The sequence below is a fragment of the Clavibacter rahimiani genome, assembly GCF_052654495.1.
Genome location: NZ_CP199790.1, coordinates 1,589,983 through 1,612,063, shown reverse-complemented (window position 1 = coordinate 1,612,063; position 22,081 = coordinate 1,589,983). Strand labels below are relative to the sequence as shown.

Here is a 22,081-nt window from a genome sequence, read left to right as displayed (position 1 = left end):
GATCCATGCACCGCACCATCGCCGAGGTCCCGTGGGACGACGAGGACGCGACCCTCCTGCGCGCCGCCCAGCGCACCGAGCTCGACGCCCGCTACGGCGGCGACACGGAGCCCGGCACCAAGCCGACCGCCGCCGACATGGCCGTCTTCCTCGTCGCGCGCGATGAGCGCGGCACGCCCCTCGGCTGCGGCGGGATCCGGCTGCTCGAGGACCGCGGTGACGGCAGGCCGTGGGCGGAGCTCAAGCGCATGTACGTCGTCCCCGTCGCGCGCGGCACGGGCGTCGCGACGGCCCTCCTGCGCGCCCTCGAGGACGCGGCGCGCGGCCTCGGCGTCGTCGACCTCGTGCTGGAGACCGGCGACGCGCAGCCGGACGCCATGCGCTTCTACAGCCGCGAGGGCTGGACGGAGATCCCCCGCTTCGGGGCCTACGCCGACTCCGAGGAGTCGCGCTGCTACGGGCTGACGCTCGCGTGATCCGCCGCCTCCGGCTCCTCGCCCTCTCGTCGCATCCGGGCCCGACGGCGACCGTCACGGTGCTCGCCGCCGGGCTCGCGGTCGCGCTCGGCTACGGACCGGGGCGCGTCCTGGCCGTGGCGCTGGCCGTGCTCCTCGGGCAGCTGTCCATCGGGCTCTCCAACGACTGGATCGACGCGGAGCGCGACCGGAGCGTCGCGCGCTCCGACAAGCCCGTCGCGCGCGGCGAGGTGACGGCCGGGCAGGTGCGGGCCGCGGCGCTCGGGACCGCGGCGGCGTGCCTGGTCGCGTCCGCGGCGCTCGGGCCGTGGTTCCTCCTCGCGCACGTCGTGCTGGTGGGATCCGGCTGGGCCTACAACGCGGGCCTCAAGCGCACCGCGCTGAGCGTCGTCCCGTTCGTCGTCGCGTTCGGGATCCTGCCGACCGTCGTGGCGCTCGGCGCCGCGGATCCGGTGCCGGCGGCCGCGTGGGCGTGGGCGACGGGCGCGGTGCTCGGCGTCTCCATCCACTTCACCAACGTGCTGCCCGACCTCGAGGACGACGCGCGCACGGGCGTGCGCGGGCTCCCCCACCGCCTCGGCCGCATCCCGTCCGGTCTCGTCGCGTTCGGGGCGCTCGCGCTCGGCGCGGTGGCGGCCATGGTCGGGCCGGTGCTCGCGGATCCCGCGCTCCGGGTCACGCCGCTCGCCGTCGCGGGTCTCGTGGTCACGCTGGCGATCGCCGCGTGGGGCGCCGCGCTCGTCCTCACCCGCCCGCCGGGGCGCCTGCTGTTCCAGCTGATCATGGCGGCGTCGCTGCTGCTCGTCGCGCAGGTCGCGCTCAACGCGACCCGACTCATCTGACGCGCGCGCCGGCGTCCCGTCCCATGGCGTAGACGGAGGCGAGCCCCGCCGCGGCCGGCGACGCGAGCACCGCGCGGAGGCCCGCGTCGCGCACCCGCCGCGTGAGGCCCTGCACCGGCCGGCCGAGGGCCGTGTTGATCTCCGACTGCACGGCCGCGCGTCGGGCGCTCGCGAGGCGGTCCCGTTCCCACGCGGCGAGGCGCGCGGGATCCGGCGTCCCGGCCCGGGCGCGCACGGCGTCGACGAGGATCGGCGCGAGGGCGTCGACGTCGAGCCAGCCGAGGTTCATGCCCTGCCCGCCGATGGGGCTGATCTCGTGGGCCGCGTCCCCGACGAGCACCGCGCGCCCGGCGAGGGGGCCGTGCGCGGCGGCCATGCGCCGTGCGAGTCGACGGCGCACGCCGAAGCCGCTCGCGGTCGCGAGCTCCTCCGGGCGGACGACGTGCCCGGTGCGCAGCCGGACGGCCTCGGCGACGAGCGCGGCGGGATCCCCGGCGCGCTCCCCCGCCCGGAGCCCCACGACCCAGCGGCGCAGGCCGCCGGGCAGGGGGAAGGACTCGACGACGCCGTCCGGGTGCAGCGTGATCACGGCATCGTCGCCGCCGTCCGTGCCGTCGGGCGCGTCGCCCATGGCGAAGCGGTCGGGCAGCACCCGTTCGTCGACGTCGATCCCGAGGAGGCCGCGGACGACGCCGCGCGTGCCGTCCGCGCCCACCACGATCGAGGCGGTCGCCTCCACGACGGCACCCGCCGCGTCGACGCCGGTCGCGCGCACCTCGCCGGCCGGCACCCCGCCTCCGGGCATCCCGACCGGATCGGCGTCGAGGCCCGTCAGGGTCACCCCGCGCCGGAGGGCGTCGGGGGCGAGCCCGGCGAGGCGCCGCGCGAGGATCGCCTCGGTGCGCCACTGCGGCAGCGCCGCCACGTAGGGATGCGTGGTCGACACGCCCGCGAAGGAGACGCGCCCGAGCTCCCGGCCGCCCGCCATCGCGATGCCGTGCCGCACCAGCACCGCCTCGGCGACCATCTCGTCCCCGACGCCCAGGCGGTCGAAGGCGTCGAGCGACGGCGCGTGGATCCCGATGGCGCGCGACATCGGGGCGCCCTCGACCCGCGCCTCCCAGACGCGCACGTCGAGCCCGGCCTGCGCGAGGAGCGCGGCGAGGTGGATACCGACGGGCCCGCCGCCCACCACGAGCACGTCGTGCCGCATCACGAGCGCGTGCGTCCCGCGGCGGGGTCGCGGACGAGGAGCACCCGGAAGGGCACGGCGCCCTCGACCCGCCAGCCGGCCGGCACGCGGAGGGCCAGCTCGACGGGCCGCCAGCTGCGGCGGATCGAGCGCAGCCCGTCGACGTGCACGAACGACCCGCGCGCGACGATCCGGGCGAGCGGGTCGTAGGCGGCGTAGGCGAGGCGGCCGCGGGCGATGTCGCTGTGCAGCGCGCGCGGCGCGAGGGCGGCGGAGTCTGCGAGGAACGCGTCGAAGGCGGCCTCGTCGAGGTGGTGCAGCACGTGGTTGCTCGTCACGAGGTCGAAGCGACGTCCCTCGGCCACCAGCTCCGCGCTCGACGCCGGGAGGAACCGGACGTCGGGGTCGACCGGCAGGGCGCGCGCGAACGCGGCGGCGCGCGGATCCGGGTCGATCCCCGTCACGCGGAGCCGCAGCCCGTCGCGCCGGGCCCACCGGGCGAGCGCGAGCGGCACGTCGCCCCCGCCCGACCCGATGTCGAGCAGCGTCGTCTCCCGCTCGGCCGACAGCAGCGGACGGATCCGCGACCGGTAGACCCCGTGCCACCCGGCGACGAGCCGGTTCACGAGGGCGAACCGCGCGTAGGTGCGCGCGAGGGCGTCCGGGTCGCAGTCGGGCGCGTCCATGAGCTCGGTGAGCTCCGTGTCGCGCCGCGACAGGTCCATCAGGCGGTCCGGCGCGTCATGAGCGCCGTCTCGACCGTGAGGCCGGGGCCGAACGCCATGGCGCACACGCGGCCCGCGCCGGGACCGGACGCGACCGCCGGCGCGGATCCCGCGACGTCGGGCCGTCCGGGGACGTCGGCGGGCGGCGTGCCGTGCAGGATCCGCCGCAGCACGAACAGCACCGTGGCGCTCGACATGTTGCCGACCTCCGCGAGCGTCGACCGGGACGCGGCCAGCTGCGCGGGCGCGAGCGCCAGGCGGTCCTCCACGCGGTCGAGGATGCTCCGGCCGCCCGGGTGGATGGCCCAGTCCTCGATCTCCGCGGGGGCGACGCCCTCGAGCGCGGGCACCTGCGCCCACAGCGGCTCGAGCGCGCCCGTGATGTGGTCGTCGATGATCTTCGGCACGTAGCTGGAGAGGATCATGTCGAAGCCCTGGTCGCCGATGGTCCACGCCATGTCGTCCTCGCCGACGGGCGTGAGCACGGTCTCGAAGGCGTCGAGGTCGAGCACGGTGGATCCGGCGGGCGCCGGCCGGGCGGTCACGATCGCGGCCGCGGCCCCGTCGCCGAAGACGGAGGACGCGACGATCGTGTCGGCGTCGTTCGACGAGTGCAGGTGCAGCGAGCACAGCTCCACGCACACGACGAGGACGACGGCGTCCGGGTCGGCGGCGCAGAACTGGGACGCCATGCGGAGCGCCGGGAACGCGCCGTAGCAGCCCATGAAGCCGAGGTGGAAGCGCTGCGTGGACGCGCCGAGCCCGAGCCCGCGGACCACGGCGTAGTCGGGACCGGGCGCGTAGAAGCCCGTGCAGGAGACGGTGACGACGTGCGTGACGTCGTCCGCCTCGATGCCGGCGGCCTCCTCGAGGGCCTGGCGCGCGGCGCCGAGCAGCAGCGCGGGCGCCTCGCGGATGTACGTGTCGTTGCGCGCGCCGGTGCCGGGCGTGAGGATCCGGCCGGTCGCGCGGTCGTAGAAGACCGGCTCGCCGTCGTCGGGGTCGGCCGGCGCGTCGGCGCCCGCCATGCCGGGCGCGGTGCCGAGCTCGCGGATCACCGTGTGGCGCGTGCGGATCCCCGACGCCCCGAAGGCCGCGGAGACGAGCCGGGTGCCGAGGCGCCCGAGCTCCGGCTGGCTGCCGAACAGGTCGCGCACGCCCTCCTGCGCGAGGACGGTCGGCGGCAGCGCCGTGGCGATGGAGCGGATCGAGGCGGTCAGCGTCGGCCGCCGGAGACGACGGCGGCGCCGACCGCGAGGACGACCGCCACGGCACCCGCGCCGATGGAGGCCGCGATGGCCGGCTGCTCGCGCGTGAAGGCGCGCGTGCGCCGCGTCACGTCGTCGGAGGTCGAGCGGACGCGGGACGTGACCTCGTCGCGGAGGCCGCGCGCGCGTCCCACGGCGTCGGCCTTCAGCTCCTGGGCGCGGGCGGGCACGTCGAGCGCGGTCTCCAGCTCGCGGACCGTGCGGGCGAGCTCATCGCGTCCGGTCTGGATGTCGCGCTTGAGCTCCTCGGGGCTGCGCTTCGGAGCGGGCGGGATGTTCGCGCCCTGGCCGCGCGGGGCTGACTCGGCCACCATCTTGTGCTTGCGGACCTCGCGGGCGACCGTGGTGACGGCGCCGATCACGCTCACCTTGCCGGTCGCGTGCTTCTTCTTGGCCATGCGCGGGCTCCTGTCGTCGGGTACGGCGTGCGGTGGATCCATTCTGCTCCGTCGGCCGGGGTGCGGGCACCGACGGGGCGAGGGGCCGGCGCTCGCGCGTCGGCCCCTCGCGGGTGCCGGGCGTCGCCGCCCGGCCGGCCCCTCCTAGAAGAGGGCCTTCTCCTTCAGCCAGTCGGCGGCGATGGCGGCGGGCTCCGCCTTCTCGTCGCCCTGGTTGCGGCGGTTCATCTCCGTGAGGTCCTCGGTGGTCAGCGCGGCCGACACCTCGTCGAGGACGGACGTGATGTCCGCGTCCATCTTCGAGGTCTTCACGAGCGGCACGACGTTCTGCGCCTTGATGAGGTTCTCGGGGTCCTCGAGGGTGACGAAGCCGTTGTCGAGGATCGACGGGGTGGTCGTGTAGATGTTCGCGATGTCGACCTGGCCGTCGAGGAGCGCCTTGACGGTGTTGGGGCCGCCCTGGTCCTCGATGGTGACGAGGCTCGCGTCGACGCCGTACACGTCGGTGAGCCCGGGGATCCCGTACTCGCGCTCGCCCAGCACCGCGCCGCCGCCGACGCGGACGGTCTTGCCCTCGAGGTCCGCGAGGCTCGTGACGCCCTCGGCCTCCGAGTACTCCTTCGTGACGTTGTACGAGTCCTTGTCCTCGGCGGGCGACTCGTCGAGCACCTCGAAGCCCTCGGGCAGGGCGTCGCCGAGCGCCGCGTAGACCTCGTCGCTCGAGGTCGCCGTGGCGTCCGGGTCGTACGCGGCGAGCAGGTTGCCCGTGTACTCGGGGATGAGGTCGATGGACCCCTCCTCGAGCGCCTTGAGGTACACCTCGCGCTCGCCGATCTGCAGGTTGCGCGTGACCTTCACGTCGTTGGCCTCGAGGGCCTGCGCGTAGATCTCGGCCAGGATCACGTTCTCGCCGAAGGCGGCGGAGCCGACGGAGATGGTGTCGGTGGGGGCGGCGGACGCCGACCCGCCCGAGGTGTCGAGGGGGTCGCCGGACGAGCAGCCGGCGAGGGCCATCGCGGTGCCCAACGCGACGGTGCCGACGAGGAGCCGGCGGGAGATGCTGTGGGACATGAGCTGTGTTCCTTTCAGGAGGCGGTGCTGACCGCCGGCCTCGACGAGGTCCGGGCGGAGTCGGGGGTGCGTCCGGCGGCGGCGACGACGCCCCGCGGGATCACGAGGCGCTGCACGACCGCGAACACGGCGTCCACGACGAGCGCGAGGACGGTGACGAGGATCGAGGACGCCAGGAGCAGGGGGAAGTCGCGCGTGGTCAGGCCCGTGAAGATGTCGCGGCCGAGGCCGCCGAGCCCGAGGAAGGCGCCGAGCGTGACGGTGCTGATGACCTGCAGGGTCGCCGCGCGGAAGCCGCTGATGATGAGCGGCAGCGCGAGCGGGATCTCGACCCGGCCGAGGATCTGCCACTCCGTCATCCCGACCGCGCGCGCCGCGTCGATCGCGGGCCGGTCGACCGCCTGGATGCCCGCGTACACGCCGGCGAGGAGCGGCGGGATGCCCAGGATGGCGAACGTGAGGATCGGACCCGTGAGGCCGATGCCGAAGAGCAGGCCGAGGAGCACGAGCACGCCCAGCGTCGGCAGGGCGCGCAACCCGCCGGAGAAGGCGACGGCGACGTTGCGCCCGCGCCCCGTGTGGCCGATGTAGAGGCCGGCCGGGACGGCGATGAGCGCGGCGAGTCCCATCGCCAGGCCCGTGTACCCGAGGTGCTCGAGGAGGCGGGTGCCGTATCCGGTGCTGCCGCCCCAGCCGGAGCCGTCGAGGAGGAGGCCGAAGGCCTCGGCGAAGAGGTTCACGAGGCGCTCGCATCCGTGACGAGGGCGGCGCGGCGGGCGGAGCGCGACCGCGCGCCGAGGGACGGGGTGCTGGCCCACGGCATGAGGAGCTTGCCGGCCAGCAGCAGGATCAGGTCGAACAGGAGCGAGATCAGGAGGATGCCGACGATGCCCGTGAGGATCTCCGTGTAGAACTGGCGCCGGTACCCCGAGAGGATCATGGTGCCGAGGCTCTGGATGCCGGAGAGCGACCCGACGGTCACCATGCTGACCGTGCTCACGGAAACGACGCGGAGGCCGGCGAGGAGGACGGGACCGGCCAGCGGCAGCTCGACCCGCCAGAAGCGGGCCCAGCCGGCGTAGCCCATGGCGGTGGCGGACTGCTTGACGTCCTCGGAGACGGAGGCCAGCGCGTCCGCGGTGATGCGGATCATGAGGGCGACGGCGTAGATGCTGAGCGCGACCACGACGTTGAGGGGGTCGATGATCGTCGTCCCGATGATCGCCGGGATCGACAGGAGCAGCGCGATGGACGGGATCGTGTACAGCGCCCCGCCGACCGCGAGCAGGGAACCCCGCGCGCGGCGGTAGCGGTTGGCGAGCCAGCCCAGCGGCAGCGCGACCACGAAGCCCAGGACGACGGGCGTGGCGGACAGCGCGACGTGCGCGACAGCCAGGTCGAGGACGGTCTGGATGTTGGCGAGGACCCAGTTCACGCGGGTCCCGCACCCTGCGCCGGAGCACCGGGGGCGTGCGCGGCCCCCGCCTCGTTCGGAGCGGATGCGGAGCGGGCGGCGGTGCGCCCCTCGTCGTCGAGCACGCCGACGAGACGGCCGTCGCGGTCGACGAGGACGCGGCCGGTGCCGGTGTCCTCGAGGTGCAGCGCGCGCTTGCCCTTGTCGGCGCCCACGAAGTCGCGGACGAAGTCGTTCGCCGGGTTGGACAGGATCTCCTGCGGCGTGCCCTGCTGGGCGATGCGGCCGCCCTTCTCGAGGATCACGACCTGGTCGCCGAGGAGGAACGCCTCGTCGATGTCGTGCGTGACGAAGACGACGGTCTTGTCGAGCTGGGTGCGCAGCCGGATGAGCTCCTGCTGGAGGTCGTCGCGCACGAGCGGGTCGACGGCGCCGAACGGCTCGTCCATGAGCAGGATGTTCGGGTCGACCGCGAGGCCGCGGGCCACGCCCACGCGCTGCTGCTGGCCGCCGGAGAGCTGCGACGGGTAGCGGTCGGCCATCGACCGGTCGAGGCCCACGGTGTCCATCAGGCGGAGGGCGTCCTCGCGTGCCGTGCGCTTGTCGACGCCGGTGAGCCGCGGCACGGTCGCGATGTTGTCGACCACCTTGCGGTGCGGGAGGAGGCCGGAGTTCTGCATGACGTAGCCGATGCGGCGGCGGAGCTTCACGGCGTCCTCGGTGGCGATGTCGGTGCCGTCGATCTCGATCCGGCCGCTCGTCGGGTCGACCATCCGGTTGATCATGCGCATGAGCGTCGTCTTGCCGCAGCCGGAGGATCCGACGAGGACGGTGGTGGTCCGCGAGGGCACGACGAGGCTGAAGTCCTCGATCGCGAGCGTGCCGTCCGGGTACTGCTTGCGGACGTGGTGGAACTCGATCATGGGTGGCTCATTCCTCGTAGTCACTACGAATCGACACTTGCCAGGTAGACCAGGGAACCACGGAGCCGGGCGATCGTTCGCACGCAGACGATGGCTGACGCCAGTTCGTAACATGTCCGACGCTCCACGGACAGGGGGTTGCGCCACGAGGGGCCCATGCGACAGGGGAGGGCGTGCGGGCGCCCGCCGTCGGACGCGTCGGCCAGGATGGAGGGCATGACGCGCATCCTCGCCAGGTCCCTGACCGCCGACGACCTGGTGGGTCTCCTCGACGTGGATCACGCGGGCGCCGCCGTGCCCGCCCCCTCCTGGCGCATCGTCCCGGGCCAGCGCGTCGCGGTCCTGGTGGACACGCTCCCCCGCCGTCCCGAGGGCGACACGGAGGACCAGGTGCCCGTGCGCCGGCTGGAGTCCGCGCGCTGGGGCCTCGTCCCCGCGGGATCCCCCGGCCCGGACCAGGGTCCGCCGCTCGCCGGGGTCCCGGCGGAGTCGCTCGCCTCCCGTCCGGATCTGCTGCAGGCGCTCGTCGCACGCCGCGCCGCGATCCCCGTGTCGGGCTACTACGAGTGGCACGAGACCGACGACGGGCTCCGCACGCCCTACCTCGTCGGGGCGGGCGACGGCGTCGTGCTGCTCGCGGCGCTGTACGAGTGGTGGCGGGATCCGTCGCGCCCCGCCGACGACCCCGCCCGCTGGGTGCTGAGCTGCGCGGTCCTCACGCGGCCGTCGGCCGGCACGGTGGAGGCGCTCGCGGAGCGGATGCCCGTGGTCCTCTCGCCCGACGTGGTCGAGGAGTGGCTCGACCCCACGGCCGAGGGCTCGCCCGACCTGCTGCGCGCGGTCGCGGCGCAGGCGGAGGACGTGATCGAGCAGCTCGCGATGGACGAGGTCGGCCCCGGCATCGACCAGGACGCGCCGGACACCGCCGAGCTCGCCCGCCCCGTCTGAGGCGTGGCGCGGTCCTCGGGTCTGGTTGACTGACCCCGTGGCCCCCACCTCGAAGAAGAAGAAGAACGCGACCCGCACGCTCCTCGAGTCACCGGCAGCCGCACCCGTGCTGCACCGGGCGGCGCGCATCGAGGACCGCATCCACGAGATCCGCGAGGGCCGCGCCCGCAAGCGCGGCCTCACCCCGACCGTCATCCCGTACGCCGGCTACGGCTCGGTCCGCTGGGTCCGCGTCCTCTGCCGCGTGCTCCTCACGGATCCGCAGAGCCGCCGCGCCCTCGCCGGCGACAAGAGCGTGCGCGGCTGGCGCAGCTTCACGAGCGTGCCGCTGACCGACGTGGCCGTCACGGTCGAGATCGACGGCATCGAGCACGAGGTGCGCGCCGACCGCGGCGGCGTGGTCGACATGGTCGTCGAGGCGTCGCTGCCGAGCGGCTGGCACACCATCCGCCTCCGCGCCCAGGGGTCGGAGACGGTCGAGGCGCCGGTGTTCATCGTCGGCGACGAGGTGCGCACCGGGATCCTCAGCGACATCGACGACACCGTGATGGTCACCGCGCTCCCCCGCCCCTTCCTCGCCGCGTGGAACACCTTCGTGCTCGACGAGCACGCGCGGACGCCCACGCCCGGCATGGCCGTGCTCTACGAGCGCCTCCGCCTCCAGCACACGGGCGCGCCCGTCCTCTACCTGTCCACCGGCGCCTGGAACGTGGCCCCCACGCTCACCCGGTTCCTGTCGCGGAACCTGTACCCGCCGGGACCGATCCTCCTCACCGACTGGGGCCCCACCGTCGACCGGTGGTTCCGCAGCGGCATGGAGCACAAGCGGCTGAACCTGCAGCGGCTCGCGGAGGAGTTCCCCCAGGTGAAGTGGATCCTCGCGGGCGACGACGGCCAGCACGACGAGCTGCTCTACGGCGAGTTCGCCGACGAGCACCCCGACAACGTCGAGGTCGTGCTCATCCGCCAGCTGTCGGCCGGCGAGGCCGTGCTCGCGGGCGGCCGGGCGAAGGCCGAGAAGCGCGCGCTCGACAGCTCGATCCCGTGGGTCTACGCGCCCGACGGCGCCAGCCTGCTCGCGCAGCTCGACGACCTCGGGCTCGCGGACGACTCCGGCACCCGCATCGGCACGTAGGCGACGCCGCACGCACGAGGGCCCCGCAGGAGATCTCCTGCGGGGCCCTCGTGCGTGCGGGACGGATCAGACGGCGTCGGTGAGCGCCTGGAACTCGTCGTCGGTGAGCTCGATGCCCGCCGCGGCGATGTTGTCCTCGACGTGCCCGACCGACTTGGTGCCGGGGATCGGCAGCATGACGGGCGAGCGGCGGAGGAGCCACGCGAGCGCGAGCTGCGAGGGGGTCGCGTCGTGCTGCTTCGCGAGGGCGTCGAGCGGGCCGCCGTCCTTCGCGAGCTCGCCGGTCGCGAGCGGGAACCACGGGATGAACGCGAGGCCCTCGGCCTCGGCGTACTCGAGCAGCGGCTCGGCGTCGCGCTTGGCGAGGTTGAAGAGGTTCTGCACGGAGACGATCTCGGCGATCTCGCGCGCCGCCGTCACGTCGTCGACCGAGACCTCGGACAGGCCGATGTGGCGGATCTTGCCCTCGGACTGCAGGTCCTTGAGCACGCCGATCTGGTCGGCGAGCGGCACGGCCGGGTCGATGCGGTGCAGCTGGTAAAGGTCGATGCGCTCGAGGCCGAGGTGGCGGAGGCTCAGCTCGGCCTGCTGGCGCAGGTACTCGGGGCGGCCGACGGGCTGCCAGTCGCCGGGGCCGGGGCGCGTGAGCCCGCCCTTGGTGGCGACGACGACCTCGTCGGCGTACGGGTGGAGCGCCTCCTTGAGGAGCTCCTCGGCCACGAACGGGCCGTAGGAGTCGGCGGTGTCGAAGAACGTGACGCCGAGCTCGGCGGCGCGGCGGATGACGCGGACGGCCGCGGCCGGATCCTCGGGGGCGCCCCAGACGCCGTCGCCGGTCAGCTGCATGGTGCCGTAGCCGAGCCGGACGACGGGCAGGTCGCCGCCGATGGTGAAGGTGCCGGAGGCCTCGGCGGGGCGGGTGGTGGTGTCGGTCATGTGGACCCTCCTCGGGTGTCGATGACGAGGGGGCGTCTGCCGCCCTCGGGACCCTGGTGCCAACGCGGCGGACCTCCGATCCATGCCCGATGCGCGCGATGCGGACACGACCCTCAGGCTCCGGTGGAGGGTGAGGCGGATCCGCCCGCTCCCCTCGTGGATGTCGGCGCCCGTTCCTACACTCGAAGAAGAGGTTCGAACATCCGTTCGAACGACGAGGCGCGGCCGGCGCGACGACGGGAGGAGCGGCATGATGCGGATCGACGAGGACGTGGAGGTCGAGCTCTCGGGAGACGGATCGCCGCTCCGGTTCACCTGGCGGGGCGTGGTCTACGGCGTCGTCAGCTCGCCCGAGCGGTGGATCGCCCGGGTCGACTGGTGGCAGCGCACGGGCCGCGCCCCCCGCGGCGCGAGCGCCCACCTCCTGGAGCTCAGCATGTGGCGCGTGGAGGCGGTGCCGCTCACCACGGGCGCCCGCCGGGTCGACGGGTCGTTCGACCTGAGCGTCGACGCGCGCGGTCGGTGGTCGCTCGTCACGGCGTCGGACGAGGAGCTGGACACGCGCCTGTTCGCGTGAGGCGGGCGGCCGGGTGACGCCGCGTGACGCTGCGGGGAATAGCGGACGGAGCGCGCGCCTTCACCCCATCGGCGCCGCGCACGGCGCCCCCGCTCGCGATCACCCGGATCGCGCGCGCACGGAGGGATCCCGGCATGGCGGCACTCGAGTGGCTGTTCGACGCGCAGCTCCGCATCGGCGACCAGGTCGTGCTCTGGCGCGAGATCGTCGGCAACCTCTTCGGCCTCGCCAGCGCGCTCGGCGGCATGCGCCGGAAGGTCTGGGCGTGGCCCGTCGGCATCGTCGGCAACGTGCTGCTCTTCACCGTCTTCCTCGGCGCGGTCTTCGGCACGCCGAACCCCGTCAACCTCCTCGGCCAGGCCGGGCGCCAGGTGATGTTCATCGCCGTCTCGATCTACGGCTGGCACCGCTGGAACCAGGCCCGCCACGGCGGCGCCCCCGTCGTCCCGCAGTGGGCGTCCGGCCGTCAGCGCGTCCTCCTCGTGGTCGCGCTCGTCGGCGGCACCGCGATCCTCACCCCGGTCTTCCGCGCGCTCGGCTCCTACGAGCCCGTGTGGGCTGACGCCTGGATCTTCGTCGGCTCGCTCCTCGCCACCTACGGCATGGCCAAGGGGTGGGTGGAGTTCTGGCTGATCTGGGTCGCGGTCGACCTCGTCGGCGTGCCGCTGCTCGTGGGCGCCGGCTACTACGCGTCCGCCTTCATGTACGTCTTCTACGGCGCCTTCACCCTCGCGGGCTTCTTCGTCTGGATGCGCGCCCGCGGATCCGCGGCGCCCGCCGTCGAGACCGTCTTCCCGGACCCGCGGGTCGTCGAGGCGCCCGCCGACCGCTAGGCGCGGCCCGCCCGCTCGCCCGACCCGCCGCGCGCTAGCGGCCCTGGCCGTTGGAGCAGGTGCTCTGCGCCGCGGTCTGCCCGGTGATGCTCGCGTCGAGCACCTCGGACGTCGGCGAGGGAGCAGGCGCGGGCGTGGACCCGTCGGCGGGGGCCTCGGGCGCCGGGGTCGCGGGCGGCGTCGTCGCGGGCGGCGTCGTCGCGCCGTCGGCGGGGACGCTGCCGGACTCGTCGGTCGCCGCCGGCTGGCCGAGCGAGAAGTCCGCATCGGAGGCCAGCAGGCTGACGAGCTGCGCGGCCGCGGCCTCGTCCGGCTGCACGCGCCCGTTCGCCAGCACCTCGCCCGGGTACTGCAGGAAGACCACGTCCTCGAGCGGGATGTCCTTGAAGGTGAGCGCCACCGAGACGAGGGTGTCGAGGTCCGCGAGCGAGGTGGACAGCTGCATGTTGTCGACCACGGCGCGCGCGATGCCGTAGAGCTTGGCGGGGTTGGTCAGCGTGTCCGCGCTCTTGATGGTGCGCACGAGCGCGCTGAGGAAGACCTGCTGGTTGCCGATGCGCGAGATGTCGCTGCCGTCGCCCACGCCGTAGCGCGTGCGGAGGAACTGCACGGCGTCCTTGCCCTGCAGGGTGTGCAGGCCCGGATCCAGCGACAGGTCGGTCTTCGGGTCGTAGATGCCGTTGGCCACGCAGACCTCGACGCCGCCGACCGCGTTGGACATCTCGACCACGCCGTTGAACTGCACGACGCCGCCGTACGGGATGTCGAGCCCGGTGAGGCCCTCGACCATCCGCACGGTGCAGTCGAAGCCGCCGCGGGACAGCGACTCGTTGAGCTGGGCGCGGGTGCTCGCCGCGTACTCCGTGCCGTCGGGGCCCTGGCACGCGGGGATCGGGACGAGCATGTCGCGGGGGAACGAGACGACCGTCGCGCGGGTGCTGTCCTCGCTGATGTGCAGCAGCATCGTCACGTCGTTGAGCGTCGCCGTGCCCACGTCCTCCGCGGCGCCGTACCCGTCGCCCTGGCCGGCCCGGCTGTCGCTGCCGACGATGAGGATGTTCGCGCCGCCGTCGATCCCGCCGAGCGACGGCGGGAGGGCCTGGCCGCTGGAGATGTCGACGGTGTTGCCCGCGACGGTGCGGGAGAGGTCCCAGAACGCGATGCCCGCGACCGAGAGCGTGCTCGCGAGCGCGACCGCGAGCACGCCGGCGATGCCCTTCATCACCGTGCGGCCCGCGCTCGGCGCGCGGAGCCGGCCGTGGCGGGCGATGCCGCGGACGTGGGCACGGTCCGCGCGGGTCCTCTGGGGGGCGTGCTGCATGGGTGGATCTCTCGTCGCCGGGCGGGGAGGCTCGGGCTGGCCGCCCGCATCCTCCACAGGGTAGCCGAGGGCGGTGGAGGGTCCGCCCGGCGCGCGGCCCGATGCGCTAGGGCGCGGGATGCGCCGCGTCGGTCAGATGCGCGTGGAGGAACGCGTCGATCCGCCGCCAGGCGTCCGCGGCCGATGCGGGCTCCGGACCCATGCCCGCCGCGCGCAGCAGCGGACGGAGGATCCGGGGTCCCGTCTCGGCGTCGTTGAGGAACGAGTGCCCGGCGTCCGGGTGCTCGTGCACGTCGTGGTCGATGCCGTGCACCGCGAGGGCCGCCTCGAGCCGGGCGGCGGATCCCGCCAGCGGCCGGTCCCGCCCGCCGTAGCTCGCGACGATGGGGCACGCACCCGAGAGCGCGCCGTCGAGGTCCTCGGGCAGCACGCCGTAGTTGACGCTCGAGACGTCGAACCCGCGGGAGGCCGCCGCGAGGGCGAAGCCGCCTCCCAGGCAGAAGCCGATGACGCCCACGCGGCCCGTGCAGTCGGCGCGGCCCACGAGCAGGCGGCGGGCGGACTCGACGTCCGCGAACGCGCGGCCCTCCCCCGCCACGAGCGCCCGGAAGGTCGCGCCGAGGCAGCGACGCGCACCGCCCGCGGAGAAGAGGTCGGGCAGGAGCGCGAGGAAGCCGGCCTCGGCCAAGCGCTCCGCCTGGCGGCGCATCACGTCGGTGACGCCGAACGCCTCGTGCACCACCACGACCGCGGGCCAGGGCCCCTCGCCGTCGGGCACCGCCAGCACCCCGTGGAGGCCGGGCGACGCCCCGGGGTCGGCGGAGGGGAGGGGGATCTCGGTGAGCGTCACGGCCATGGCCTCAGGCTAGGGCGCTGCAGGGGCTCCGCCGTGGACGGGTGACGGCCCCCAGCGAGCCGTCATGCGGCGGAGCGGGGCAGCCGCACGCGGAGCGGCGGCCGCCGTCAGCGCCAGGCGGTGGGCCCGGCGGATCCGGCGCGGTACTCGGCCATGGGCACGCGGTCGCCCTTCCACGCGCGCATGACGGGCGCGACGATGCGCCAGCACCGCTCGGCCACGTCGCCGCGGACCGAGAGGCGCGGGTCGCCCGCGAGGATGCCGTCGAGCACCTCGCCGTACGGGGTGAGCTCGGGCTGGGCGAAGTCGGCGCGGAACGTGGACTGGGTGAGCGTGAAGGGCTCGCCGGTGCCGTCCATGGTGACCTCGAGCGTGATGCCGTCGGGCTTCAGGTCGATGACGAGGCGGTCGGGGCGGGCGGAGCCGTGCAGGCCGCGCGGCAGATGCGCCACGGGCTTGAACGTGACGACGATGCGCTTGGACGCCTCCTTGAGCGCCTTGCCCGAGCGCAGCCGGAACGGGACGCCCGCCCAGCGCGCGTTCGCGACGCCGAAGGTGACCTCGGCGAGCGTCTCGGTCTGGTTCGCCGGATCCACGCCCTCCTCCTTCGCGTAGGCGGGGATGCGCGTGCCCTCGACGGAGCCCGCGGTGTAGCGGGCGCGGCGGCTGTGCGCTACCGGGTCGTTGTCCCACACCTCGGTGGCGCGGAGGACCGACGCGATGTTCGACCGCAGGTCGTCCGGGTCGATGCTCGCGGGCGGCTCCATCGCGAAGACGGCGAGCACCTGCAGCAGGTGGCTCTGGATCATGTCGACCAGCGCGCCCGACTTGTCGTAGTAGCCGGCGCGGCCCTCGAGCGCGAGCTGCTCGTCGTAGAGGATCTCGACCTTCTCGATGTCCCTCGCGCTCCACACCGACTCGAAGAAGCGGTTGGCGAAGCGCAGCGACACGAGGTTGAGCACGGTGGAGAGGCCGAGGAAGTGGTCGGTGCGGTGGATGCGCTCCTCCGGCACGAGCTTCAGCAGCTGGCGGTTGAGCTGGGCCGCCGTGCGGCTGTTCGAGCCGAACGGCTTCTCCAGCGCGAGCGTGGTGCCCTCCGGCAGGTCGAGCTTCCCCAGCTGCTCGCACACCTCGATGGAGATGGCCGGCGGCAGCGCGAAGTAGAGCGCCGGCGCGCCCTCGCACCCGTCGAGGATGCGCTTCAGGTCGTCCACGTCCGTGGGGTCGGCCTGGATGTACTTGGTGGACGAGACGATGCCCGCCGCGCGCCGCCCCTTCGCGTCGACCGAGTCGAACGCGGCCTTGACCGTCTTCTTCCACTCGTCGGCCCCGCGCTCGCTCCGGCCGGTGCCGATGAGCTGGATGCGGCGCCCCCGGTCGCTCGCCACGAGGCTGCCGAGACCCGGCAGGAGGAGGCGTTCCGTGAGGTCGCCGCTGGCGCCGAGGATGACGAGGGTGGAGGGTTCGCTGGTCATCCTCCGAGACTACGGGTCGCGACCGCGCGGGAGCCGACCTACACTGGGCGAGTCGAACATCCGTTCGAACACCGCGTCCGGGAGGGTGCGGCGGATCCGTCGGGAGGCGCGCGTGAGCTTCACCCACCTGCACGTCGCGTCCGCCTTCTCCGCCCACTTCGGCACCTCGGCGCCCGAGGCGCTGGTCGACGGGGTCGCGGCCGAGGGCGCGTCGGCCGCGGCGATCACCGACCGCGACGGGCTGTACGGCGCGGTCCGCCACATCCGCCGCTCGATCGCCGCGGGCGTCTCCCCCGTCGTGGGCGCGGAGCTCGGCCTCACGGGCGAGCACCCGGGCCGGATCACGGTGCTCGCGCACGGCGGCACGCACGGCCAGGGCTGGGCGGCGCTCAGCCGGCTCATCAGCGCGAGCCACGGGCGGGGCACGGCGCGCAGCACCGCCCGGAGCGCCCAGGCCGGCATCGCGCGCACCCGGCCGCCCGCGTTCCTGCTCGGCGAGGACGGGCCGGTCGGCACGGTCATGCTCGGGCCCGACTCCGACGTGGGCCGCGCCGTCGCCGCGGGCGACCACGCGCTCGCCTCCCGCCACCTGGCCGAGTGGGCGAGGCTCCTGCCCGGCGCGATCGTCGTCGAGGTGGTCTGCCACTACACGGAGCCCGGCGAGTCGGCGAGCCTCCGGCACGCCGCCCGCATGCTCGAGCTCGCCGAGGCCCACCGCGTCCCCGCGGTGCTCACCAACGCGGTGCGCTACCTGGTACCCGACGACGCGCTCACGGGCGACGTGCTCGACGCCGCGGGCACGCTGCGGCCGCTCGGCTCGTTCCGGCTGCAGCCCAACGGCCAGGCGTGGCTCAAGCCGCCGGCCGCCATGCAGGACATCGCGCGGGAGATCGCGGGCGCGTCCTCCCTCGACCGGCGCGCGGGCGAGGCCCTGCTGCGCGCCACCGAGGAGCTCGCCGACCGCTGCCGGCTGGATCCGGACGCCGACCTCGCCTGGCGGAAGCCGAAGCTGCCCGAGAAGTCCGTCATCGGCGTCACGGGCGACCCGGACGAGGCGCTCTGGCGGAAGGCCGAGGCGGGCGTCACCGAGCGCTTCGGGCACGTCGACGAGTCGATGCGGCAGCGCGTGCTCGCCCGCATGCGCACCGAGCTGCAGACCATCACGGGCTTCGGCTTCGCCACCTACTTCCTCACCGTGGCCGACGTGTGCTCCCTCATGCGCGACATGGGCGTGCGCAACCAGGCCCGAGGATCCGGCGCCGGCAGCCTCGTCAACTACCTGCTGCGCATCTCCAACGTCGACCCGCTCGAGCACGACCTCCTCTTCGAGCGCTTCCTCGGCAAGGTGCGCTCTACCCTGCCCGACATCGACATCGACGTGGAGTCCGCGCGCCGGCACGAGGTGTACCACCGGGTGTTCGAGAAGTACGGCAGCAACCGGGTCACGCTGCTGTCGATGCAGAACACCTACCGGGCCCGCGGCGCCGCGCGCGACGCGGGGCTCGCGCTCGACCTCGACGAGCAGCAGATCGACTTCATCGCCAAGAACATCTGGCGCTTCAACGCGCGCGAGTTCCGCGCGGTGCTCGAGACCAAGCCGGAGCTGAAGCCCATCGCCGACCTCGTGCGCGACGACCCGAGCATCGACCTGCTCGTCGACCTCACCGAGCGGCTCGACCGGCTCCCCCGGCACATCTCGATGCACCCGTGCGGCGTGATCCTCGGCGACTCCGACCTCCTCAGCACCAGCCCCGTGCAGCCGAGCGGCATGGGACTGCCCATGAGCCAGTTCGACAAGGACGACATCGACGACATGGGGCTCCTGAAGCTCGACATCCTCGGCGTCCGGATGCAGAGCACCATGGCGTACGCGCTCGACGAGATCCACCGCATCCACGGCCCGCGCTCGGCGGTGGCGGGCGGCATCCCGGTGGACGCGCGCTACGTGCACCGCGACGGGCGCATCGAGCTCGACGAGATCCCGCACGACGACGAGGAGACCTTCGCCGCCATCCGCACGACGCACACGCTCGGCATGTTCCAGATCGAGTCGCCCGGGCAGCGCGAGCTCATCGGCAAGATGCAGCCCGACGTGTACGAGGACCTCATCGCCGACATCTCGCTGTTCCGGCCGGGGCCCATGAAGGGCAACATGGTGGCGCCGTTCCTCGACACGAAGCACGGCATCACCCGGCCCGACTACCTGCACCGCCGGTTCGCGCCGTTCCTCGCGCCCACCTTCGGCGTGGTCATCTACCACGAGCAGGTCATCCGGATCTTCGCCGACTGCATGCAGGTCTCCCTCGCGGAGGCCGACGAGCTGCGCCGCAACATGGAGCGGCAGGACACCGTGGTCGAGGCCGCGTTCCGGGAGCGCACGGCCGCCCACGTGGACGGGCGCACGGGCGAGCGCCCGTTCTCGGACGCCGACGTCGAGCGCATCTGGAAGGCGCTGAAGGGCTTCGGCTCGTTCGGCTTCTGCAAGGCGCACGGCGCGGCCTTCGCGCTGCCCACGTGGCAGAGCGCGTGGCTGAAGACGCACTACCCGGCGGAGTTCCTCGCGGGGATCCTCACGCACGATCCCGGCATGTACCCCAAGCGCCTGCTGCTCACCGAGGCCCGGCGCATGGGCGTGCCCGTGCTGCCGCTCGACGTCAACAGGTCCACGGGCGTCTACCGGGTGGAGCGCGTGGAGGGCGACGCGACGACCGGGCGCACGCGGATCGGCGAGCTGGGGATCCGGCTGTCGCTGCAGGACGTGCACGGGATGAGCGAGGCGGAGCTCGCGCGCATCGAGGCCGGCCAGCCGTTCGACTCCATCACCGACTTCTACGCGAAGGCGCAGCCGTCGCGCGCGCTGCTGGAGCGGCTCGCGGCCGTGGGCGCGCTCGACTCCCTGGCCACCTCGGCCGACGACCTCGCCGCCCGCGGGCCGGCGTCCCGCGGCGACGTCATGGCGTTCGTCCGGCGGCTCACGGCGCGCGCGGCCCGGCCCGCGGATCCGGCCGGGCAGCTGCCGCTGTTCGTCGACGACCGCGACCTCATCCCGCGCGGCTCGCCCGACCCCGACGGCCGCGAGCGGGTGAGCGCCGAGCTCGACATCCTGCAGATGGAGGTCACGGAGCACGTGCTCGAGAGCTACCGGCCCATGCTCGACGAGCTCGGCGTGATCCCCGCGAGCCAGCTCCTCGAGGTGCGCAGCGGCTCGGAGGTGGTGGTCGCGGGGATCCGCATCGCCACGCAGACCCCGCCCATGCGCAGCGGCAAGCGCGTCGTCTTCATCAGCCTCGACGACGGCACGGGCTGCTCCGACTCCACCTTCTTCGACGAGGCGCAGCAGAGGGCCGGGCCCATGCTCTTCGGCACGCGGCTGCTCGTCATCCGCGGGCGCACCCGGCGCACGGGCGAGCGCGGCGTCTCCATCCAGGCGGAGGACGCGTGGGACCTCAAGGAGATGTGGGCCAGGTGGCTGGCCGCCCGGCGGCAGGGCGCGGAGGCCGGCGGCGGGGTCGACGCGGAGGACGCGGTCGCCTGAGGCCCGTCGCGGGCGGGATGATGGGAGGACCCGAGACCGCCGCCGGAGGCCGCACGTGCGCATCACCACGACCGTCCGCACCACCACCCGGATCCCGTTCGTCCAGGTGGTCAAGACCTCCGTCGCCGCGGTCCTCGCCTGGTTCGCCTGCGTCGCGCTGCTGCCGGCCCAGCTGCCGATCTTCGCGACCATCGCGGCCCTCCTCGTGGTGCAGCCGAGCATCAACCAGACCTTCGGCAAGGCGGTCGAGCGCAGCCTCGGCGTGATCACGGGCGTGCTGCTCGCGCTCGCGCTCGGCCTCGCGTTCGGCGGATCCAGCTGGGTGGTGCTCACGGCCGTCGTGGTGGCCGTGCTGGTGGGCTGGGTGTTCCGGCTGACGCCCGGGTCGAGCACGCAGATCCCCATCAGCGCCATGCTCGTGCTCGCCATCGGGCAGCTCTCGCCCGTGTACGCGCTCGACCGCATCGTCGAGACGATCCTCGGCGCGGCCATCGGCGTCGCCGTCAACGTCGCGATCGCGCCGCCCGTGCTGCACGCGGCGAGCCGACGCGCGGTGGTCGGGCTCGCGGGCGAGTGCGCCGCCGCGCTCGACCGCCTCGCCGGCGCGCTGTCGGAGCCGGTGGACCGCGCGGAGCTCGCCCGCATGCTCACCCGGGCGCGCGAGCTCCGGCCGCTGCACACGAAGGCCGTCGCCGAGGTCGACAGGGGGCTCGAGAGCCTCACCCTCAACCCGCGTCGACGCCGGCACCGCGCGCTCCTCGAGGCCGACCGGGAGCTCCTCGCGACGCTCACGGTGCTCGTGAACCGCGTGGTCGGCATGACGCGCGCGGTGCACGACCGCTACGACCCGTCGCTCGCGGAGGAACCCGTCGTCCGCGGCATCGCGACCGAGCTCACGCGGGCCGCCCACGACGTGCGCCTGCTGGCGGAGCACGCGCTCCCCGGCGACGGCGCCGACGGCGACGCGCCGGACGAGGAGCCCGCCCTCACGGCGCCGCTGGTCGTGCTGGAGCCGAGCGAGGAGCACTGGATCCTCATCGGCTCGCTGCTGGAGGACATCCGCCGCATCCGCTCGGAGATCATCGGCGGGGCCGAGTGACGCGTCCGCTCCCGGGCTACAGCCCGCTCGAGCTCGACCCCGACCCGCGCGCCTCCGGCCTCGTGCGCGGCACGACGCCGACGCCCCTCGGCACGGTGCAGCACCACCACGCGCTCGCGCGGTCCTCGGACACCGCGACGGTCCTCCTGCACGGCGCCGCCGGATCGTGGACCACCTGGACGCCGCTGATCCGCACGGCGCGCGAGGCCGGCGTCCCGTTCGCGGACGTCGTCGCGATCGACCTGCCCGGCTGGGGCGGCTCCGCGCTCGACGCGGACGACGCGGACGCGACGGTCGACGCCATCGCCGACGCGGTCGCGTGCGTGGTCGACGGCCTCGGCTACGCGCGCTGGCGCCTCGTGGGCCACTCGATGGGCGGCTTCATCGCGCTGCACCTCGCAGCCCGGGATCCCGCGCGGGCCGTCTCCGTCGAGCTCGTCTCCCCCACCACCTACTCGGTCATCCGGAGCGTCGCGCATCCGATCCGCGCGTTCCGCGTCATCCCGGGCTTCACGATGATGCTCGCCGTCATGCGGACCCTGCGCCGCCTGGGCGGGGTCGGCACGGCGCTCATCCGCGGCACCGGGCGCCTCGGCCTCATGCGCGCGGTCGCCCGGCCGCTCTTCGCGCACGGCGGGCACGTCCGGCGCTCGATCGTCGACGCCATCGCCACCGAGGCCCGGCCGCGCGCGTTCTCGCTCGCGGCGGAGGTCACGCGCGGCTACGACGCGGACGCGCTGTGGTCGCGGATCGCGTGCCCGGTATCCGCGGTGCGCGGCGACGACGACGTGTTCGTCTCCCCGGCCGACCTCGGGCTCCTGGCGCGTACGGTGACGGGCCTCCGCTCCGCGGTGATCCCGGACGCCGGCCACTTCGCGCACGTCGAGCGCCCCGCGGAGACCCTCCGCGCGCTCGGTCGCCTCCCCTGACGCGGGCCCGCCTGCACGACGGCGCTCCCGGCACGACGGCGCTCCCGGCACGACGACGCCCCCGGTCCCAGGAGGGAACGGGGGCGTCGGATCCGCGCGGGGCGGACGCGGTCGGGCCGGGGCCCGAC

General features: G+C 74.2%; 21 protein-coding genes. 9 read left to right on the top strand and 12 right to left on the bottom strand.

The window, feature by feature from the left end:
• Window positions 1–5: 5 nt before the first annotated feature.
• Both ACT7CP_RS07680 and ACT7CP_RS07675 read left to right on the top strand, forming a co-directional pair.
• Window positions 6–476, top strand: coding sequence for a GNAT family N-acetyltransferase (locus ACT7CP_RS07680; protein WP_445441783.1), 471 nt, complete (start codon window positions 6–8; stop codon window positions 474–476).
• Window positions 473–1,318 carry a UbiA family prenyltransferase gene (locus ACT7CP_RS07675; protein WP_445441782.1) on the top strand — a complete coding sequence of 282 codons (846 nt, stop codon included), beginning with the start codon at window positions 473–475 and terminating at the stop codon, window positions 1,316–1,318. The genes ACT7CP_RS07680 and ACT7CP_RS07675 overlap by 4 nt, the downstream gene beginning before the upstream one ends.
• Here the strand turns inward: ACT7CP_RS07675 and ACT7CP_RS07670 are convergent.
• From ACT7CP_RS07670 to ACT7CP_RS07635, 8 genes are all read right to left on the bottom strand, one after another.
• Window positions 1,311–2,531 (bottom strand): FAD-dependent oxidoreductase, encoded by a 1,221-nt coding sequence (locus ACT7CP_RS07670; RefSeq protein WP_445443971.1) that lies wholly within the window; start codon window positions 2,529–2,531, stop codon window positions 1,311–1,313. The genes ACT7CP_RS07675 and ACT7CP_RS07670 overlap by 8 nt on opposite strands.
• Window positions 2,531–3,235 carry a class I SAM-dependent methyltransferase gene (locus ACT7CP_RS07665; protein ID WP_445441781.1) on the bottom strand — a complete coding sequence of 235 codons (705 nt, stop codon included), beginning with the start codon at window positions 3,233–3,235 and terminating at the stop codon, window positions 2,531–2,533. The genes ACT7CP_RS07670 and ACT7CP_RS07665 overlap by 1 nt, the downstream gene beginning before the upstream one ends.
• Entirely contained in the window at window positions 3,235–4,455 is a 1,221-nt protein-coding gene (locus tag ACT7CP_RS07660) for a type III polyketide synthase (RefSeq protein WP_445443970.1), read from the bottom strand. Before ACT7CP_RS07660 ends, ACT7CP_RS07665 begins: the two co-directional genes overlap by 1 nt.
• Complete coding sequence (locus ACT7CP_RS07655) at window positions 4,452–4,901, bottom strand: DUF3618 domain-containing protein (RefSeq protein WP_445441780.1); 450 nt, start codon at window positions 4,899–4,901, stop codon at window positions 4,452–4,454. Before ACT7CP_RS07655 ends, ACT7CP_RS07660 begins: the two co-directional genes overlap by 4 nt.
• 144 nt (window positions 4,902–5,045) lie before the next feature.
• A complete protein-coding gene (locus ACT7CP_RS07650; RefSeq protein WP_445441779.1) occupies window positions 5,046–5,972 on the bottom strand; it encodes an ABC transporter substrate-binding protein in 927 nt (308 codons plus the stop codon).
• A gap of 14 nt (window positions 5,973–5,986) precedes the next feature.
• A complete protein-coding gene (locus tag ACT7CP_RS07645; protein ID WP_445441778.1) occupies window positions 5,987–6,712 on the bottom strand; it encodes an ABC transporter permease in 726 nt (241 codons plus the stop codon).
• Entirely contained in the window at window positions 6,709–7,407 is a 699-nt protein-coding gene (locus tag ACT7CP_RS07640; RefSeq protein ID WP_445441777.1) for an ABC transporter permease, read from the bottom strand. Before ACT7CP_RS07640 ends, ACT7CP_RS07645 begins: the two co-directional genes overlap by 4 nt.
• The gene (locus tag ACT7CP_RS07635; protein WP_445441776.1) at window positions 7,404–8,309 is read right to left on the bottom strand and encodes an ABC transporter ATP-binding protein; all 906 of its coding nucleotides are present in this window, start codon (window positions 8,307–8,309) and stop codon (window positions 7,404–7,406) included. Before ACT7CP_RS07635 ends, ACT7CP_RS07640 begins: the two co-directional genes overlap by 4 nt.
• 216 nt (window positions 8,310–8,525) lie before the next feature.
• On the opposite strand from ACT7CP_RS07635, the gene ACT7CP_RS07630 reads away from it, so the two are divergent.
• Together ACT7CP_RS07630 and ACT7CP_RS07625 are read left to right on the top strand one after the other, a co-directional pair.
• Entirely contained in the window at window positions 8,526–9,257 is a 732-nt protein-coding gene (locus ACT7CP_RS07630) for an SOS response-associated peptidase (protein WP_445441775.1), read from the top strand.
• Window positions 9,258–9,294: 37 nt separating this feature from the next.
• On the top strand, window positions 9,295–10,392 hold the full coding sequence (locus ACT7CP_RS07625) for an App1 family protein phosphatidate phosphatase (protein ID WP_413963106.1): 1,098 nt from the start codon (window positions 9,295–9,297) through the stop codon (window positions 10,390–10,392).
• Between the two features lie 66 nt (window positions 10,393–10,458).
• Here ACT7CP_RS07625 and ACT7CP_RS07620 read toward each other — a convergent pair whose 3' ends face one another.
• Complete coding sequence (locus tag ACT7CP_RS07620; RefSeq protein WP_445441774.1) at window positions 10,459–11,328, bottom strand: aldo/keto reductase; 870 nt, start codon at window positions 11,326–11,328, stop codon at window positions 10,459–10,461.
• Between the two features lie 250 nt (window positions 11,329–11,578).
• On the opposite strand from ACT7CP_RS07620, the gene ACT7CP_RS07615 reads away from it, so the two are divergent.
• Both ACT7CP_RS07615 and pnuC read left to right on the top strand, forming a co-directional pair.
• Complete coding sequence (locus ACT7CP_RS07615) at window positions 11,579–11,905, top strand: DUF6504 family protein (protein WP_307501386.1); 327 nt, start codon at window positions 11,579–11,581, stop codon at window positions 11,903–11,905.
• A 134-nt stretch (window positions 11,906–12,039) separates the two neighbouring features.
• Window positions 12,040–12,738, top strand: coding sequence for a nicotinamide riboside transporter PnuC (gene pnuC, locus ACT7CP_RS07610; protein WP_445441773.1), 699 nt, complete (start codon window positions 12,040–12,042; stop codon window positions 12,736–12,738).
• A 34-nt stretch (window positions 12,739–12,772) separates the two neighbouring features.
• Here pnuC and ACT7CP_RS07605 read toward each other — a convergent pair whose 3' ends face one another.
• From ACT7CP_RS07605 to ACT7CP_RS07595, 3 genes are all read right to left on the bottom strand, one after another.
• Window positions 12,773–14,059: an LCP family protein gene (locus ACT7CP_RS07605; RefSeq protein WP_445441772.1), complete on the bottom strand. Its 1,287-nt coding sequence runs from the start codon at window positions 14,057–14,059 to the stop codon at window positions 12,773–12,775.
• A gap of 106 nt (window positions 14,060–14,165) precedes the next feature.
• The gene (locus ACT7CP_RS07600; protein WP_445441771.1) at window positions 14,166–14,915 is read right to left on the bottom strand and encodes a dienelactone hydrolase family protein; all 750 of its coding nucleotides are present in this window, start codon (window positions 14,913–14,915) and stop codon (window positions 14,166–14,168) included.
• Between the two features lie 107 nt (window positions 14,916–15,022).
• Window positions 15,023–16,390 (bottom strand): glucose-6-phosphate dehydrogenase, encoded by a 1,368-nt coding sequence (locus tag ACT7CP_RS07595; RefSeq protein ID WP_445441770.1) that lies wholly within the window; start codon window positions 16,388–16,390, stop codon window positions 15,023–15,025.
• A gap of 112 nt (window positions 16,391–16,502) precedes the next feature.
• Here ACT7CP_RS07595 and ACT7CP_RS07590 point away from each other — a divergent pair, with 112 nt between their 5' ends.
• From ACT7CP_RS07590 to ACT7CP_RS07580, 3 genes are read left to right on the top strand one after another with little or no spacing between them, the layout of a single operon-like run.
• Entirely contained in the window at window positions 16,503–19,925 is a 3,423-nt protein-coding gene (locus tag ACT7CP_RS07590; protein WP_445441769.1) for a DNA polymerase III subunit alpha, read from the top strand.
• Between the two features lie 55 nt (window positions 19,926–19,980).
• Window positions 19,981–21,024 (top strand): FUSC family protein, encoded by a 1,044-nt coding sequence (locus tag ACT7CP_RS07585; RefSeq protein WP_413963113.1) that lies wholly within the window; start codon window positions 19,981–19,983, stop codon window positions 21,022–21,024.
• A complete protein-coding gene (locus tag ACT7CP_RS07580; RefSeq protein ID WP_445441768.1) occupies window positions 21,021–21,953 on the top strand; it encodes an alpha/beta fold hydrolase in 933 nt (310 codons plus the stop codon). Before ACT7CP_RS07585 ends, ACT7CP_RS07580 begins: the two co-directional genes overlap by 4 nt.
• Window positions 21,954–22,081: the final 128 nt, after the last annotated feature.